The organism is Nocardia sp. NRRL WC-3656, assembly GCF_000720265.1.
Taxonomy (GTDB): domain Bacteria; phylum Actinomycetota; class Actinomycetes; order Mycobacteriales; family Mycobacteriaceae; genus Nocardia; species Nocardia nova.
The window spans coordinates 406,820-423,517 of the sequence record NZ_JOJF01000001.1 but is presented as its reverse complement, the minus strand read 5'-3'; the positions used below and the strand labels follow the sequence as shown (position 1 = coordinate 423,517).

The 16,698-nt window shown below is 68.2% G+C and carries 17 protein-coding genes; 1 reads left to right on the top strand and 16 read right to left on the bottom strand.

The features are described 5' to 3' along the window. Nucleotides 1-11: 11 nt before the first annotated feature. The 12 genes from IG65_RS0102050 to IG65_RS0101995 form a co-directional block, all read right to left on the bottom strand. Nucleotides 12-317, bottom strand: coding sequence for a DUF2469 domain-containing protein (locus IG65_RS0102050; protein ID WP_030513074.1), 306 nt, complete (start codon nt 315-317; stop codon nt 12-14). 70 nt (nt 318-387) lie between these two features. Continuing rightward, nucleotides 388-1,089, bottom strand: coding sequence for a ribonuclease HII (locus IG65_RS0102045; RefSeq protein ID WP_255359440.1), 702 nt, complete (start codon nt 1,087-1,089; stop codon nt 388-390). 111 nt (nt 1,090-1,200) lie between these two features. Further along, the gene (gene lepB / locus IG65_RS0102040) at nt 1,201-2,037 is read right to left on the bottom strand and encodes a signal peptidase I (RefSeq protein WP_030513072.1); all 837 of its coding nucleotides are present in this window, start codon (nt 2,035-2,037) and stop codon (nt 1,201-1,203) included. A 144-nt stretch (nt 2,038-2,181) separates the two neighbouring features. Beyond that, complete coding sequence (gene rplS / locus IG65_RS0102035) at nt 2,182-2,523, bottom strand: 50S ribosomal protein L19 (protein WP_030513071.1); 342 nt, start codon at nt 2,521-2,523, stop codon at nt 2,182-2,184. A 176-nt stretch (nt 2,524-2,699) separates the two neighbouring features. Further along, nucleotides 2,700-3,662: a hypothetical protein gene (locus IG65_RS0102030; RefSeq protein WP_081879191.1), complete on the bottom strand. Its 963-nt coding sequence runs from the start codon at nt 3,660-3,662 to the stop codon at nt 2,700-2,702. 142 nt (nt 3,663-3,804) lie between these two features. Continuing rightward, nucleotides 3,805-6,273, bottom strand: a complete 2,469-nt coding sequence (locus IG65_RS0102025) for a Tex family protein (protein ID WP_030513069.1) — start codon at nt 6,271-6,273, stop codon at nt 3,805-3,807. Nucleotides 6,274-6,549: 276 nt separating this feature from the next. Beyond that, on the bottom strand, nt 6,550-7,233 hold the full coding sequence (trmD, locus tag IG65_RS0102020) for a tRNA (guanosine(37)-N1)-methyltransferase TrmD (RefSeq protein ID WP_030513068.1): 684 nt from the start codon (nt 7,231-7,233) through the stop codon (nt 6,550-6,552). Between the two features lie 44 nt (nt 7,234-7,277). Then, on the bottom strand, nt 7,278-7,817 hold the full coding sequence (gene rimM, locus IG65_RS0102015; protein WP_030513067.1) for a ribosome maturation factor RimM: 540 nt from the start codon (nt 7,815-7,817) through the stop codon (nt 7,278-7,280). Then, nucleotides 7,818-8,060 (bottom strand): RNA-binding protein, encoded by a 243-nt coding sequence (locus IG65_RS0102010; protein ID WP_030513066.1) that lies wholly within the window; start codon nt 8,058-8,060, stop codon nt 7,818-7,820. Continuing rightward, nucleotides 8,060-8,494, bottom strand: coding sequence for a 30S ribosomal protein S16 (gene rpsP / locus IG65_RS0102005; RefSeq protein WP_030513065.1), 435 nt, complete (start codon nt 8,492-8,494; stop codon nt 8,060-8,062). Before rpsP ends, IG65_RS0102010 begins: the two co-directional genes overlap by 1 nt. Nucleotides 8,495-8,814: 320 nt before the next feature. Continuing rightward, nucleotides 8,815-9,909, bottom strand: coding sequence for an amidohydrolase family protein (locus IG65_RS0102000; RefSeq protein ID WP_030513064.1), 1,095 nt, complete (start codon nt 9,907-9,909; stop codon nt 8,815-8,817). 54 nt (nt 9,910-9,963) lie between these two features. Next, nucleotides 9,964-10,578, bottom strand: a complete 615-nt coding sequence (locus IG65_RS0101995) for a TetR/AcrR family transcriptional regulator (RefSeq protein ID WP_051755127.1) — start codon at nt 10,576-10,578, stop codon at nt 9,964-9,966. Nucleotides 10,579-10,681: 103 nt separating this feature from the next. Here IG65_RS0101995 and IG65_RS0101990 point away from each other — a divergent pair, with 103 nt between their 5' ends. Further along, complete coding sequence (locus IG65_RS0101990; protein WP_030513062.1) at nt 10,682-11,551, top strand: alpha/beta fold hydrolase; 870 nt, start codon at nt 10,682-10,684, stop codon at nt 11,549-11,551. A gap of 53 nt (nt 11,552-11,604) precedes the next feature. On the opposite strand, the gene ffh is transcribed toward IG65_RS0101990, so the two are convergent. From ffh to IG65_RS0101970, 4 genes are all read right to left on the bottom strand, one after another. Beyond that, nucleotides 11,605-13,188, bottom strand: coding sequence for a signal recognition particle protein (ffh, locus tag IG65_RS0101985; RefSeq protein WP_030513061.1), 1,584 nt, complete (start codon nt 13,186-13,188; stop codon nt 11,605-11,607). Between the two features lie 132 nt (nt 13,189-13,320). Beyond that, nucleotides 13,321-13,632, bottom strand: a complete 312-nt coding sequence (locus IG65_RS0101980) for a hypothetical protein (RefSeq protein WP_030513060.1) — start codon at nt 13,630-13,632, stop codon at nt 13,321-13,323. Nucleotides 13,633-13,836: 204 nt separating this feature from the next. After that, entirely contained in the window at nt 13,837-16,275 is a 2,439-nt protein-coding gene (locus IG65_RS0101975) for a [protein-PII] uridylyltransferase (RefSeq protein ID WP_036522933.1), read from the bottom strand. Nucleotides 16,276-16,357: 82 nt separating this feature from the next. Next, nucleotides 16,358-16,696, bottom strand: coding sequence for a P-II family nitrogen regulator (locus IG65_RS0101970; RefSeq protein ID WP_030513058.1), 339 nt, complete (start codon nt 16,694-16,696; stop codon nt 16,358-16,360). Between the last annotated feature and the right edge of the window lie 2 nt (nt 16,697-16,698).

Below are 16,698 nucleotides of genomic sequence, written 5' to 3'. Positions count from 1 at the left end.
CTGCCGGCGCGCTATTCGGGGAGGCGCAGGTCCGGCTTCTCCAGTTCCTCGATGTTCACGTCCTTGAACGTGATCACGCGGACGTGTTTGACGAAGCGGGCGGGCCGATACATATCCCACACCCACGCATCCGACATCCGCACCTCGAAATACACCTCACCTTCGGCGTTCTGCGGGCGCAACTCGACAGAATTGGCCAGATAGAAGCGGCGTTCGGTCTCGACGACGTACGAAAATTGACCGACGATGTCCTTGTACTCGCGATACAGCGAGAGTTCCATCTCGGTTTCGTACTTCTCGAGGTCCTCGGCGCTCATGCCTCGCTCCGCTTGCTCATCGGGTGGAATATCCTCCTCTATCGCCACGAACGCGTGTAGCGTGCTCACATCATCCCGCATGGGCGGTATCGGCAGCCACCCGCCCGGTCTCCGCGGCCTCGGTGCCCCGGACGTTGCGCCACGACCGGCGGTGTTCGTCACTGGGCCCGAGCCGCTCCAGCGCCGCCAAATGCTCGGGCGTGTTGTAGCCCTTGTGCGCGGCGAAGCCGTATCCGGGCAGGTCACGGTCCATCTCGACCATGATGCGGTCGCGCGTCACCTTGGCGAGAATGCTGGCCGCGGCGATACAGGCCGCCGCCGCGTCACCACCGATCACCGGCAGCGACGGGACGCTGATACCGGGCACCCGGAAGCCGTCGGTGAGTACGTAGCCGGGCCGCACCTCCAGCCCCGCCACCGCCCGGCGCATGCCCTCGATATTGGCGACATGGATGCCGATCACGTCGATCTCCCACGCGGGAATCACCACGACCTTCCAGGCCAGCGCCCGGCGCACGATCACCGGATACAGCTGCTCGCGCACGGCCTCGGTCAGCTTCTTCGAATCGTCCAGTCCCGCAAGGGAATCGTAGGCCTTGGGCGCGAGCAGACAGGCCGCGACCACGAGCGGACCGGCGCAGCACCCCCGGCCCACCTCGTCGACACCGGCGACCGGACCGAGACCACTGCGGATCAGCGCCGCTTCCAGCGTGCGCAGGCCACCGGCTCGCCGCATCACCACTCGCGGCGGCCAGTCTCCTGTGCGAACCACCGGCCGGATGATCTTGCCGCCCTTACCGTTGCGCGTCGTGCGTCGCGATGTCTCCGCCACTGCACCTACCGTTCGACTATCCCGTGACTCGATTATCTCGCGCCGCGCGCCTCAGTTCGTCTGCGGATTCTGTGACCGGACCGGGCCGATCCGGCTCGGCGGCCAGATCTTGAACACCGCCTTACCGCGCACATCGTCGATCGGCACGGTGCCGGAGTACTCGTCGTCGACATGGGCGCGCGAGTCCGCGGATTCGTTGCGGTTGTCACCCATCACCCACAGATTGCCTTCGGGCACCTTCACCGGGCCGAATTCGCGGCCACGCGGGTCGATCGACAGCCCGCCGGCCACCTTGGTCGCATAGGCCAGCCCCGGCTGATAGGGGTAGATGTAGTGCGCGTACGGCTCGTCGAGCGGTTTACCGTCGACCATCACCCGGCCCTGCGCATCGCAGCACTGCACGGTCTGGCCGCCGGTCGCGATCACGCGCTTGACCAAGTCGTTCTCATCCGGCGGCACCAGTCCGAAGAACGAGAAGAAGTTCTGCACGCCGCGCACGACGACATTGCTGGAGCGGTTGGAGTGGTAGGACTTGTTCCACGAACCGCTCGGGCCGACGAATACCACGACGTCGCCGGGCTTGGGATCACCGAAGTCGTAGCTCAGCTTCTCGACATAGATCCGGTCGCCCGTGCAGCCGGTGCAGCCGTGCAGCGTCGGTTCCATCGACTGTGACGGGATCACATACGGCCGGCCGATGAAATTCACCACCAGCGCCGCGATCACGGCGGCGATGACGATCAGGATCGGCAGTTCCTGCCAGAAGGGCCGCTGCTTCCGCTTGCGCCTGCCGCGCCGACTGCGCGATGCGGACTCGTCTTTGCGTTCGCCACCGGCACGTTTGTCATCGGCTCCGGGCACCGCCACCGACTCGCTTTCGTCTGCCACGCCGAACAGGTTATCCCGCAGCCATGTTCGTCGTCGCCCCGGCGCACCCTGCGTGCCGAGAAGGCGGGCATATCCCGCCCGATAAAAGGAAAACCCCCGGTCGCGAGGACCGGGGGCGGGCGTGAACGGGCAGAGCCCTGATGTTCAGCGCTTCTCCTTGATCTTGGCGGCCTTGCCGCGCAGATCGCGCAGGTAGTACAGCTTGGCCCGGCGGACGTCACCGCGGGTCACCACATCGATGTGGTCGATGTTGGGGCTGTGTACCGGGAAGGTGCGCTCGACACCCACGCCGAACGACACCTTGCGCACGGTGAAGGTCTCGCGGATGCCGCCGCCCTGGCGGCGGATGACCGCACCCTTGAAGACCTGGATGCGTTCCTTGTTACCTTCGATAACCTTCACGTGCACGTTCACCGTGTCACCCGGGCGGAAGTCCGGGATATCGGTGCGCAGCGACTTTTCGTCGACGAAGTCGAGGGTGTTCATTTCCGTCCTTTTGGAAGTTCGCGTGAACAGAGGAACCTGGCGGCAACTGCTCGGCCGGTTCGTGCTCCGGATATTGGGCGGTGCGCCGGGTCGAATGCGCCCAGAGCAACCTGAGCATTGTGCCAGATCAGGCCGCTGCGGGAAAAATCGCCCCCGGGATCCGCGTCGTCCCGGCGTCAATGTCCGGTGTGCTGAGGGTGGGCCGCCGTCAGGTCGCCCGCGTCGGCCGGTCCCGGCGTATCCACCGGTGGCGGCGTGTCGGCAGGGCCGGTGCGGTCCGGTCCGTCGTGCATGGTGGCCCGCATCGCTCTGGTCCGCAGGTGGGCGGGCGGAGCGGGGACCACGGTACGCGCCAATTCTTCCTCGGCCGCACTGCGGACGTGCGCGACATCGGGTTTGCCGGCAACCAGATCCTGCACGAAGATCTTGGCCCGGATCACCGGCCGCCGGTACCGGCGTTCGCGCACCACCGCCCGGTACATCAGGCGGCGGCGCTCGCCGTAGCGCCAGCGCGCCCACGGCGCACCCGGCCGGCTCAGCCGCAGTGCGCCCACGACCAGCAGCGGCAGGAAGAACATGCCGAACAATCCGGTCCAGATCTTGCCCTTGGCGATGACGATCGCGGCCAGCACCAGATTCACCAGCGCGAAGATGCCGAGGAAACTGCGTCCCGCGACACTGTTGTCGTGCCGGATGTCGTTGACGTCGAGCAGCCACAGCGGGTGGAAGCCGAGCAACAGCAACCCGGTGACCGCGACCGCGACGAACACCGCATCGACGGAGGTGCGTCCCTGTTCCTCCCAGTACACATCGCGCAGGTAATAGATCAGCGCGAATTCGTCGAGCACCAGCGCCGCGCCGACACCGAAGGTCGAGGCGAGCGCGGAGATCGTGCCGACCCCGCTGTTGTAGGTCGCGACCAATCCCAGTCCCGACGCCAGAACCAGCACCACACCGAACACCATGTGGTGAATGTGCACGTTGCCGGCGCGCAGGTTGCCCGGCCACCAGCGCACCTGCTTGCGAATCATCCGCACACTGAGCCGGATCAGCAGGAATCCGACGATGAAGCCGAGCAGGAAGCACAGCAACGGCAGGCGTCCCTCCGCGAGGATCGCGTCGTCGAACCAGCGCCGCACAGCCGTCGTCCCCTCATTCGGAACCGGGGTCGGGGTAGTGATGCCCCGCGAGGCCGATCATCGAGACCTGGCCCCGCGACTCCATTGTCCCGTACCCGGCCGCCGCAGTCGGGGCAAACCCGAATGCGGCGGCCGCCGAGGCTTACCGCCCGAAACCGGCGCGGCGCAGCGCATCCGCCATCGAGCCCGACGGTTCGGGCGCGCTGCGACGCTGCTGATTGCGGCCCTGCCCCTTGTTCTGGCCGCCGCCACGGTTCTGTCCGCCGCGATCCTGGCCACCGCGATCCTGGCCGCCGCGGCCCTGATTGCCCTGGCCGCCGCGCGGCTGACCACCCCGGTTCTGCCCGCCGCGCTGGCCCGCGCCGCCCTTCTCGGCTTTGCCCGCGCCGGGCTCGTCGTCCAGACGCAGGCTCAGACCGATGCGCTGGCGGGCGACGTCGACCTCCAGCACCTTCACCTTCACGACGTCACCGGATTTCACGATCTCGCGGGGATCGCGGACGAACGAATGCGACATGGCCGAGACGTGGACGAGACCGTCCTGATGGACACCCACATCGACGAAGGCGCCGAAGGCGGCCACGTTCGTCACCACACCTTCGAGCACCATGCCGGGTTCGAGGTCGGCGACCTTTTCCACGCCGGCGGCGAATTCGGCGGTCTTGAATTCCGGGCGCGGGTCACGGCCGGGCTTCTCGAGTTCGGCGATGATGTCGGTGACGGTCGGCACACCGAATTTCTCGTCGGTGAATTCGCCCGGCCGCAGTGCCCGCAGGGCCGAGGTGTTGCCGATCAGGCCGGGCACGTCGCGTCCGGTCGCCTCCAGGATCCGGCGCACCACGGGATAGGCCTCGGGGTGCACGGCCGAGGAGTCCAGCGGGTCGTCGCCGCCGCGGATGCGCAGGAAGCCCGCGCACTGTTCGAATGCCTTGGGGCCCAGCCGCGGCACCTCCAGCAGCGCGGTGCGGCTGCGGAACGGGCCGTTCTGATCGCGATGCGCGACAATCGATTCCGCGACCGAGGAGGCGATGCCGGAGACACGGGAAAGCAGTGGCACGGAGGCGGTGTTGACGTCGACACCGACCGCGTTCACCGCGTCCTCGACCACCGCGCCCAGCGACCGGGCCAGCAGGGTCTCGGAGACGTCGTGCTGGTACTGACCGACGCCGATGGACTTCGGCTCGATCTTCACCAGTTCGGCCAGCGGATCCTGCAGCCGCCGTGCGATCGAAACCGCGCCGCGCAGCGAGACGTCCAGTTCCGGCAGTTCCTGCGAGGCGTACGCGGAGGCGGAATACACCGAGGCGCCCGCTTCCGAGACCACGATCTTGGTCGGCTTCCGCGCGCCGGGCGTCGCACCGATCCGCGAAATCAGTTCCACGGCAAGGGCATCGGTCTCCCGGGAAGCGGTGCCGTTGCCGATCGCGATGAGCTCCACGTCGAACCGCGCCACCAGCGCCCCGAGCACCGCCAGCGACTTCTCCGTCTGGCCCTGCGGTTTGTGCGGATAGATCGTCTCGGTGGCCACCACCTTGCCGGTGCCGTCCACCACGGCCACCTTCACGCCGGTGCGGTAGCCCGGGTCCAGGCCCATGGTGGTGCGGGTGCCGGCGGGTGCGGCGAGCAGCAGGTCACGCAGATTGGCGGCGAAGATGTCGACGGCGTCCTTCTCGGCGGACTGCCGCAACCGCATCCGGATATCGATGCCGAGGCTGACCTGCAGTTTGGTCCGCCACGCCCAGCGCACGGTGTCGAGCAGCCAGGTGTCGGCCGGACGCCCCTGGTCGGCGATGCCGAACTTGTGCGCGATCCGGCCCTCGTAGATGGTGCGCTGCCCCGGCTCCGGTTCCTCGGTATCGGATTCGAGCGACAGGCTCAGCACGTCTTCCTTCTCACCGCGCAGCAGCGCCAGGATGCGGTGCGAGGGCAGTTTGGCGAACGGTTCGCTGAACTCGAAGTAGTCGGCGAATTTGGCCCCGGCCTCTTCCTTGCCGGTCCGGACCCGCGAGGTGACCTGGCCGCGCTCCCACATCAATTCGCGCAGTTCACCGACGAGGTCGGCGTCTTCGGCGAATCGCTCGACCAGAATCGCGCGGGCACCGTCGAGCTGTTCGGCGGTGTAGCCGGACGGATCGGTGGTGGGGTCGCCGATGAGGGCGTCCGCGACCGGTTCGTGCCCGGCCTCGCGGGCGATCTGCGCCTTGGTGCGCCGCTTCGGCTTGTAGGGCAGGTAGATGTCCTCGAGGCGGGCCTTGGTCTCCGCGAGCATGATCTGCTGTTCCAGCGCGGCATCCAACTTGCCCTGTCCGCGAATGGATTCCAGGATCGAGTTCCGGCGCTCGTCGAGTTCGCGCAGGTAGTGCAGCCGCTCCTCCAGTTGCCGCAGCTGCGCGTCGTCGAGCCCGCCGGTCACCTCCTTGCGGTAGCGGGCGATGAACGGCACGGTCGACCCGCCGTCGAGCAGCTCTACGGCGGCACGGACCTGTTCGTCACGGACCGAGAGCTCCTCGGCGATCCGCCTGCCGACACTGGCCAGGCGGACCTTTCCAGGGGCGGCGGCTTCCGTGCCGGTGGTTGCTTCGGTGCTGACGGGTTCGGAGGCTGTCGTCACGCTGGCTGACACTACCGTCGGCCTCCGACAGCGGACCAGGTGGAGCGCCCGGTGCGCACGCAGCCGCACCCGGTGCCGGCGCGCCGCGAACGGAAATGGCCGAAAACCGGCTGGCCACAGCCTCGCCGACCTTGTGACTGGCGACGAACTCGGCAACCCCGGCGACCACACATCCGCACCCCGTCACGGGCGCGTCGGCCACGTCCGGCACGCGATGCGGCGACACGGCGAATGCGACGCCTCGACCGGTGAAGTCCTGTCGCGCAGAGTTTTCGGCTACTCCGGCGGCAGCAGATCCGGGCGGCGCTCCCGGGTGCGCCGCAGTGACTGTTCACGGCGCCACGCGTCGATGCGCGCGTGATTGCCCGAGAGCAGAATCTCGGGCACATCGAGTCCGCGCCAGCTCACCGGCCGGGTGTAGCTGGGGCCTTCGAGCAGCCCGTCGGAGAACGAATCCTGTTGGTGGGAGGCCTGATTGCCCAGGACGCCGGGGATCAGGCGCACCACCGCCTCGGCCATCACCAGCACGGCGGCTTCCCCGCCGATCAGGACGTAGTCGCCGATGCTGACCTCTTCCACCCGGACCCGGCGGGCGGCATCGTCGAAGACGCGCTGATCGATCCCCTCGTAGCGGCCGCAGGCGAAGACCAGATGCGATTCGGCGGACCAGCGCTGGGCGGTTTCCTGGGTGAACGGCACTCCGGCCGGGGTCGGCACGACGAGCAATGCCTCGTCCGGGCACACCTCGTCGAGCGCGTCACCCCAGACGACGGGTTTCATGACCATGCCCGGCCCGCCCCCGTAGGGAGCGTCGTCGACCGACTGGTGCACGTCGTGGGTCCAGCGCCGCAGATTGTGCACGCCGAGCTCGACGATGCCCTTCTCGATCGCCTTGCCCAGCAACGCCGTCCGCAGCGGCTCGAGATATTCGGGGAAGATGGTGACGACGTCGATGCGCAGAGCTGACGAGCGCTGCGCGGGATCGTCGGCTCCGGTGCCCATCGCTACTCCTCGTCCAGCAGGCCTTCGGGTGGGTCGATCACGATCAGGCCCTCGGCGATCGACACGGTCGGCACGATCGCGGTCACGAAGGGCACCAGGATTTCCCGGCCGGCACGCCCGCCGGCGCCCGCACCGGCCCGGATCGACAGCAGTTCGCCTGCGGCCGAATGCAAGACCTCGTTCACGGTGCCGATCTCGGTGCCGTCCGCGAGCCGCACGCTCAGGCCTTCGAGTTCGTGGTCGTAGAACTCGTCGGGATCCTCCGACGGCGGAAGTTCCGCGGTATCGACGAGAAACAGAGTGCCGCGCAACGCATCCGCGGCGGTACGGTCGCCGACGCCCTCGAGACGAACGAGAAGCCGGCCCGAATGCTCTCGGGCCGACTCCACCGTGAATATGTCCACCGCTTCGCTTCTCGGCGCCCGGCCACGCAGGCGGGCGCCGGGAGCGAAGCGGAGTTCGGGTTCGTCGGTACGTACCTCGACCACGAGTTCGCCGCGCACACCGTGCGATTTGGCGACCCGCCCGACTACCAGTTCCATCTACTGATCGGTATCGACCACGTCGACCCGGATACCGCGGCCACCGATGCCCGCGACCAGGGTGCGCAGCGCGGTCGCGGTACGACCGCCGCGGCCGATCACCTTGCCCAGATCATCGGGGTGAACGTGGACCTCGACGGTGCGTCCACGCCGGTTGGTGATCAGATCGACGCGCACGTCGTCCGGATTGGCGACGATGCCGCGCACCAGGTGCTCGACGGCATCGGCGACGACCGCACTCATTACTCGGCAGCCTCGGTCGCGGCCTCGGCCTCACCCTCGGCGGCCTTGGACTTCTTCTTCTTGGGGGTGACGGCCTCGGCGACCGGCTCGCTGTCGGCGGCGGCCAGGGCAGCGTTGAACAGGTCCAGCTTGCTCGGCTTGGCGGCCTTGACCTTCAGGGTGCCCTCGGCGCCCGGCAGGCCCTTGAACTTCTGCCAGTCGCCGGTGATCTCCAGCAGACGCTTGACCGGCTCGGTCGGCTGCGCGCCGACGCCCAGCCAGTACTGCACGCGCTCGGAGTCGACCTCGATCAGCGAGGGCTCTTCCTTCGGGTGGTACTTGCCGACGTTCTCGATGGCGCGGCCGTCGCGGCGGGTGCGCGCATCGGCGACGACGATGCGGTACTGGGGGTTGCGGATCTTGCCCAGACGGGTCAGCTTGATCTTGACAGCCATGGCTGTATCAATGCCTTTCGATGGCGGCCGCCCGAGGGCAGCCTGAGTGGTCACGGCGCAATTCAGCAGCCCGCACGGGGTGCGGACCCGGTTTTGCGTTGAGTGTGTGACCGCCGCGCGGTACGTAACCGGAGACGGGCTGACACTGTCCCCGAATACGGAACCGCGAGCGAGTCGCGGTCGTCGACGAGGACGGTCGTTCATTGTGCCAGACGCGCCCGCGCCCGGAGAAATCGCCCCGAATCGAGCGGGCCGTTTCCCCGAGCACGCGCAGGTCGGTGACCAGCACCGTTGCCGGGCCGTTCGTCGCCCCGACGGCCCTACCGGTGTCCGGTGACCGGATCCCGGCCCGGGTACACCCGCCCGCGCAGGACGACGTAGGCCGGGGCGTCGAGCGGATCGCGACTCGACCGCGGATCGGTGCGGTAGACGACGAAATCGGCCGGTGCGCCGTCCTCGATACCCGGTCGGCCGAGCCACTCCCGGGCCCGCCACGAGGCCGCGGCCAGCGCCTCGTGACGCGACAGCCCGGCACCGGCCAGCGCGTCTATCTCGTCGGCGATGCGGCCGTGCCGGATCGAACCGCCGGCGTCGGTGCCGGTGTAGATCGGCACCCCCGCCGCGTGGGCGTCGGCGACGGTGTCGCGGACCCGGCGGTGCAGATCGCGCATATGGGCGGCGTAGACCGGGAATTTGGTCGCACTGTCGGCGATGTCGGGGAAGGTGTCGATATTCACCAGCGTGGGCACCAGAGCGGTGCCGTGTTCGGCCATCATCTCGATGGTGTCGTCGGTGAGTCCGGTGCCGTGCTCGAGGCAGTCGATTCCGGCGTTGATCAGGCCGGGTAGCGCGTCTTCGCCGAAGACGTGCGCGGTGACGCGGGCTCCCTCCCGGTGCGCGGCGTCGATGGCCTCCTTCAGGATCGCGTCGCTCCACAACGGCCGCAGATCACCGGCGGCCCGATCGATCCAGTCGCCGACGATCTTGACCCAGCCGTCGCCGAAGCGGGCCTGTTCGGCGACGATATCGGGCAGGTCGCGCTCGTCGTCCAGTTCGATGCCCAGTTCGCGGATATACCGCTTGGGACGGGCGATGTGGCGGCCGGCCCGGATGATCTTCGGCAGTTCGTGATGATCGTCGATGAAGCGGGTGTCGATGGGGGATCCGGCATCGCGCAGCAGCAGCGCACCCGCATCCCGTTCCACCTCCGCCTGCGCGATCGCGCCCTCGCGATCCTCGTGCCCGCCGCCGTAGCGAATGCCGACGTGGCAGTGCGCGTCGACCAGCCCCGGCACGATCCACCCTGTGTCACACACGGTTTCGGCGTCACGCACCGGTTCGAAGGAGATCACCCCGTCGCGGACCCAGAGGTCGCGCACCTCGTCGCCGGGAAGGACCACCCCACGCAGATGCATCCGCATATCGCTCCTCACCACATCGCCGGAAGCCGATCGCCGCCCGATCCCAACCTACCGGGACTTCCGCGGCGAGGCCGATCGGCGATAGTCGTCGCCTCGTTCGCCGACGGGGCGGGCGGCGCGCAGCAGGATGTCGGCGACGGCTCGCGCCTGTCGCGCCACCTCGGGGTCGTCGTGCATCGCGGCCGTGACCATCGCGCCGTTGGCGATGATCAGCAACTGGTCGGCCACGGATTCGGGCAGCGCACAGTCGGTCACGAGATCAGCCAGATAGTCACGCACCGCACGCTTGTGCCGGGCGGCGATCCGGCCGACCTCATCGGACGTGCCGCCCAGTTCCCCCACCGTATTGATGAACAGGCAGCCGCGGAAATCGGGCGCGCTGAACCACTCGTACAGGAAGTCGAACACCGCGAGCACCCGTTCCCGGGGAGTGCTCGCGTTGTCGTCGACGTACTGCGCGAGCGCGGTGCGCACGTCGTTGTCGCGCCGCGTCAAGACCGCGTGCACGAGATCGGACTTCGACGGAAAGTCGCGGTAGAGCCGTTTCAGCGGCACATCCGCAGCATCTCGGATCGCGTCCATACCGACGCCCTGAATTCCGCGTTCGTTGAACAGCCGGTCGGCCGCGTCGAGGACCCGCGCGGCATCCGCTTCACCCTGCACAACCGTCTCCCTTGCGTGAGAACCATCGTTCTCCTATGCTACCGAAGTCCGCTGAGAACGATCGTTCTCGCGGTGACAGATCCTCCGATCGAAAGGAATCACCATGTCCGCCTTCGCCACCCGACAGCACACGACCACGGTCCGTGGACTCGAGGTGTTCTATCGGGAAGCCGGAAATCCGGACCGTCCGACCCTCGTGCTGCTGCACGGCTTCCCGTCCAGCTCGCACATGTTCCGCCACCTCATATCCGAGCTGTCCGACGAGTTCCACCTCGTGGCGCCGGACTTCATCGGGTTCGGCAACTCGGCCGCGCCGGGCGTCGACGAATTCGACTACAGCTTCGACCAGCTCGCCGACATCACCGAAGAGCTACTCGATCAGCTGGGCGTGCGGCGCTTCTCGCTCTACATCCAGGATTACGGCGCCCCGATCGGGCTGCGGATCGCAAGCCGCAATCCAGAGCGGGTGACGGCGCTGATCTCACAGAGCGGCAACGCGTACCTCGAAGGCTTCACCCCGTTCTGGGATGTCCTGTTCGCCCATGCGAAGGACCGGGCAGCCAACGAAGCGGCGGTCCGAGAACTGTTGGAGCCCAAGTGGACTCAATGGCAGTACACCCACGGCGTACCCGCCGACCGGATGGACCGGCTGGCTCCGGAAGCCTGGCAACTCGACCAGGCCAAGCTGGATAGGCCCGGCAACGACGCGATTCAGCTGCAGTTGTTCTGGGATTACCAGTTCAATCTGGACGGGTATCCCGCCTATCAGCAGTACTTTCGCACCCACCAGCCTCCGACCCTCATCACCTGGGGCCGTAACGACGAGGTGTTCGGTGCCGCCGGGGCAGAGGCCTACCTGCGTGATCTACCGAATGCCGAGCTGCATCTGCTCGACGCCGGACATTTCGCACTGGAGACACACGGCGACGAGATAGCGGCATACATCCGCGACTTCCTCCGGCACGCACTATGACATCCGGCTCGCCGCGGCGTCACGCCGCGGCGAGTGGAGCGGGTCGATAGGGCTCAGTTCTTGGGGAACTTCAGCTTGGACAGGTCGAAACCCTCCAGCCCCGGCGGCAGTTCGTCCAGACCCTTGGGCATATTGGACAGATCCGGCATCCCCGCGGCGGGCATCCCCGGCATTCCGCCCGGCATACCCGGCATGCCCGGGAATCCTCCGCGCATGCCCTTCGGCGGAGTCGGGCCGCGTCCGCCCTTCTTGCCCTTCTTCCCCTTCTTGCCCTTGGCGTTTCGCCGCGACCCCGGCAGGCCCATCTGCCGGCCCATCGCAGCCATCATCTTGCGGGCTTCGAAGAAGCGGTCGACCAGCTGGTTCACGTCGGAGACGGTGACGCCGGAACCGTTGGCGATGCGCAGGCGGCGGGAGGCGTTGATGATCTTGGGGTTGGCCCGCTCGGCGGGGGTCATACCGCGGATGATGGCCTGCACCCGGTCGAGCTGTTTGTCGTCGACCTGGGCCAGCACATCCTTCATCTGGCCGGCGCCCGGCAGCATGCCGAGCAGGTTGCCGATCGGGCCCATCTTGCGGATGGCCAGCATCTGGTCGAGGAAGTCCTCGAGGGTGAGCTCGCCGGAGCCGATCTTGCGGGCGGCCTCCTCGGCCTGCTGCTGGTCGTAGACCTGTTCGGCCTGCTCGATCAGGGTGAGCAGATCGCCCATGCCGAGAATGCGGCTCGACATGCGGTCGGGGTGGAAGACGTCGAAGTCCTCGAGCTTCTCACCGGTCGAGGCGAACAGGATCGGGACGCCGGTGACCTCGCGGACCGACAGCGCGGCGCCACCGCGGGCGTCACCGTCGAGTTTGGTGAGCACGACGCCGGTGAAACCGACACCGTCGCGGAAGGCCTCCGCCGTACTGACCGCGTCCTGGCCGATCATGGCGTCGAGGACGAACAGCGTCTCGTCCGGGTGCACCGCGTCGCGGATGCCGGCGGCCTGGCGCATCAACTCCTCGTCGATACCGAGGCGGCCCGCGGTGTCGACGATGACGATGTCGTAGTGCTTCTGCTTCGCTTCCTCGACACCGGCCTCGGCGACGCGGATCGGGTCGGCGGCGGTGACGCCCAGGGCGTTGTCGCCGCCACCGATCGAGGTGCCCGGATGCGGGGCGAACACCGGCACACCGGCTCGTTCGCCGACCACCTGCAGCTGGGTGACGGCACCCGGCCGCTGCAGGTCACAGGCCACCAGCAAAGGCGTATGCCCTTGGCCCTTCAGCCATTTCGCGAGCTTGCCCGCGAGTGTGGTCTTACCGGCACCCTGCAGGCCGGCGAGCATGACGACCGTGGGCGGGTTCTTCGCGAACTGCAGGCGCCGGGTCTCGCCACCGAGGATGCCGATCAATTCCTCGTTGACGATCTTCACAACCTGCTGCGCGGGGTTCAGCGCGGCCGACACCTCGGCGCCCTTGGCGCGTTCCTTGACGCGGGCGATGAACTCCCGAACGACCGGCAGCGCCACGTCGGCCTCGAGCAGGGCGAGCCGGATCTCGCGCGCGGTCGCGTCGATATCGGCCGGTGACAGACGCCCCTTGCCACGCAGATCCTTCAGGGCACCGGTCAACCGGTCGGAAAGGGATTCGAACACCGATCGCGCTCCTGGTCTCGTCGAGGGACGTCACTCGGGTTACCAGGGTACGGGCAACTCCGCGATCGGTGGATTCGCCCTAGTCGAAGCCCTGCCGCCGGCCGGGCGGCGGGCTCGTCACCGGCCCTGCGGTCAGGACAGCGCGCTGTGCCGCGGCCGCGGGGCCCGGCTGAATTCGTGCTGTTCGTAGGCCACCAGATAGACGGCCTCACGGCCGGTCAGACCCAGTGGCAGTGCCATGGCGTCCAGGGTCGCCCAGTCGGCGTCACCGGGTGCGCCGTCGACGAGCGCGCCGGCCAGCTTCATGGCCGCCACCGCCTGCCCGCCGGTCAGCGTGCGGCCCGGAAGCCAGGACACCACCCAGTGGTCGCCGCCGACACAGCGAGCGATGTGGTGGGTCGAATCGCTGGTGATCATGGATGAGGACACGACTTCGTTTGCCATCGACCTGCTCCCCTCAACGCACCCAACTCGCCGGACAGGTACAGCAACAGCTCGAACAGCTTGCGATCACGATCAACTTCACGATCTACACCGATCGTAGAGTGGCGGACATCACATCCAGCAGAGGTTGCCGCAACGATCTGGTTACCGCATTACGGACCAAACGACCAGGTTGCCCCGATAACCGGGCGAAGGTTGGTAAACCTAACCGGCACCGGTGGCGGTGTCCGTTTCGCTCGGTTTCTTCGGCTCCTGATGCGGGACGACCCCCAGCAGTGCCGCCTCGATGGCACGGCGACGCAGCGGGGTGTCGTCTTCGCCCAGACCGAGGCCGAACGAGTCGACCACCACCGAGCCCATCGTGTCGGCCTTCGCCCACCGCACATCCGCGCCCTGGGCGGCCAATGCCGCGGCCAACCGGCTGAGCAGGCCGATGCGGTCCTCGGCACGCAGTTCGAGCACCACCTCACCGGGCCGGTCGACCTCGATCCAGATCACCCTCGGCTCGGCCTGGGCGTACGGACTGGTTCGGGCCGCCGCGTCGCGCTCCTTGTCCGCGAGCACGGAGGCCAGCTTCAGATCGCCGTTGATCGCGCGGATCAGCTCCTGGCGCAGCAGTCCGGCGTCGGGCGGATTGCCGAAGGTCGGTGTCACAACGAAGGTGTCGATCGCGGTGTCACCCGAGGCCGCCAGCGTCGCGGACAGCACCCGCAGGGAATGCAGGGCGAGCACCCCGGCCGCCTCCGAGAGCAGACCGGGAGTATCGGGGGCGACGACCGTCACGTGGTGAATGTAGCGTCCGTCGCCGGGAGTCAGTTCCACGTGCACACCACCGGCCGCGGCCCTGTCCAGCACGGCCGCGTCGACCACCGCCGGCGTCGGCGAAACCCGTTGTGGTGCGGGCTCTCCCGCCATCGCGGCGTGGCCGCGGCGCACCAGTTCCGCGATCAGGGAGGCCTTCCACTCCCCCCACACGCCCGGACCGGTCGCCAGCGAATCGGCCTCGGCGAGGGTGTGCAGCAGATCCAGCAGCTGCCGGTCACCGCCCAGCGCCTCGACCACACCGGCGGCGGTCGCCGGATCGTCGAGATCGCGCCGGGTCGCGGTCTGCGGCAGCAGCAGATGATGCCGCACGATCGTCGCCAGGCTGTGGACATCGTCGGGCCACAGGCCCAGCCGCTGACCGATCCGGTCGGCCAGTTCGGCACCCACCACGCTGTGATCCTCGGTGCGGCCCTTGCCGATATCGTGCAGCAACGCTCCGAGCAGCAGCAGGTCCGGCCGGGCGACCCGGGTGCTCAGCGCACCGGCGTAGGCGACGGTCTCGACCAGGTGGCGGTCGACGGTCCAGGTGTGCACGGCATCGCGGGGCGGCAGATCGCGCACTGCCCCCCATTCCGGAAACAGCCTGCCCCACAAGCCGGTTCGATCCAGGGCCTCGACCGCGTCGATGGCCCCGCGGCCCGCGCCGAGCAGCACCAGCAGGTCGTTGAGCGCCTCCCGCGGCCACGGCTCGCGCAGCTCGGGGGCATCCTCGGAGAGGCGGTTGAGGGTGGTCGCCGACATCGGCAGGCCGGTGCGCGCCGAGGCGGCGGCGACCCGCAGGATCAGGCCGGGATCGCGCTGCGGCCGGGCGTCGCGGGCCAGCACCACCTCACCGGCATGTTCGACCACGCCCTCGTCGAGCGGGCGGCGCACGGGCAGGCGCCGCAATCGGGCCAGACCGCGGCGCGGCAGCGCGTTGGCCGCGGTGCGCAGGCCGACGTCGACCGAATAGACGACCGTGCGCGCCGCATCGCTGAGCGTGCGCGCCAGATCGAATCGATCGCCGATGCGCAGGGCGGCGCCGATTTCGTCCGCGTCCTGGGCGCGCAGCTGATCACGGGAACGCCCGGCCACCCGGTGCAGTTCGGTACGCACGTCGAGCAACCGGCGATGGGCGACCTCGAGACCACCGCCGGGAACGTCGGGTCCCAGGCCGGGCATGGCGTCGGTCAGCTGGGCGATGGCCAGCGCGTCGAGCAGCTGGATATCGCGCAATCCGCCGCGCCCGTTCTTGAGGTCGGGTTCGGCCCGGTGCGCGATCTCACCGTTGCGCTTCCACCGCGCCTGCGTCTGTTCCACCAATTCGCCGAAGCGGGAACGGATTCCGGTCCGCCATTCGCGGCGCACGCCACCGATGAGCAGATTGCTCAACTCCGCGTCGCCGACGATGTGGCGGGCATCGAGCATGCCCAGCGCGGCGGTGAGATCGTCGGCGGCCACCCGCAGCGCCTGCGGCACGGTCCGCACGCTGTGGTCGAGCTTGATGTGGGCGTCCCACAGCGGATACCAGAGCCGGTCGGCCACCTCGGCGACCCGCGCCGGGTCCACGTCGTCGTGCAGCAGCATCAGATCCAGATCGGAATACGGCAGCATCTCGCGCCGTCCCAGTCCGCCGACCGCCACCACGGCCAGCCCGCTGTCGGCAGTGATGCCCAGCTCCGCGCCCTTCGTGGTCAACCACAGCTCGTGCAGGTCGACCAGCGCCTGCCGCAGCGCCTCGGCGCTCAGCCTGGGCCGCCGGGCATCACCACCGTCGAGCAGTTGATCTCGTGCGGCCACCAGATCCTTGGCGCCCTGGGACAATTCGTCTGCACTCATACCCGCAACCACCACCCGTTCATGCGGGCAGCCCCGTCCCCGGCCGGTGCCAGGGAGCGGGGCTGCCCGAATCGTTCATCTCCTATAGTGCGTCGGCACCGCGTTCACCGGTTCGGACCCGGATCACCGATTCGACGGGGGTCACCCAGACCTTGCCGTCACCGATCTTTCCGGTGCGCGCGGCCTCGACGATCACCTCGACGACCTTCTCGACCGAGGCGTCGTCCACGACGACCTCGACCCGTACCTTCGGCACGAAATCGACCGAGTATTCCGCGCCGCGGTAAACCTCGGTGTGCCCCTTCTGGCGGCCGTACCCCTGGACTTCGCTGACCGTCATTCCCAGCACACCGGCCTGCTCGAGCCCGGACTTGACGTCCTCGAGTGTGAACGGTTTGACGATTGCAGTGATCAGTTTCATTG